The sequence below is a fragment of the Paraburkholderia sp. BR10954 genome (assembly GCF_040965775.1).
Classification (GTDB): domain Bacteria; phylum Pseudomonadota; class Gammaproteobacteria; order Burkholderiales; family Burkholderiaceae; genus Paraburkholderia; species Paraburkholderia youngii.
On sequence record NZ_JBFRCK010000268.1, the window covers coordinates 1 to 331 of the forward strand.

1 pseudogene is annotated in these 331 nt (G+C 59.2%); it reads right to left on the reverse strand.

Annotation, left to right across the window (positions count from 1 at the left end):
- Positions 1-211: 211 nt before the first annotated feature.
- Positions 212-331: pseudogene (locus AB4Y34_RS42190) on the reverse strand (IS6 family transposase); the annotation flags it as partial.

Below are 331 nucleotides of genomic sequence, written 5' to 3' on the forward strand. Positions count from 1 at the left end.
GCGAGCGCAGTGCGATGAAAGTCGCATGCTGCGTTCTTCGGGGGCCGCGCTTTCGAGAGGAAACGTGGCTACCCTCTCTCCTGAAAGGGTCGGTTGAGGGCTGCATCTCAACTCTAGACCCTGGCCGGCCCATTTCTGGGGCGGCCAGGAGGCCTTTCAATGATGATCAACTTGTCGGCAGTGGCTCGGACTACAGCGAAGAGCCAATCGCTCAGGAGACAGTCGACGGATTTTGAGCGATGCCGGTGAATTCGCGCCACGCAGCGAATCGGGATGCGAGTTGTTTGCGATAGAGCGAAGCACGTAGCAGGTGTCGCTTGAGCGCGAAGTG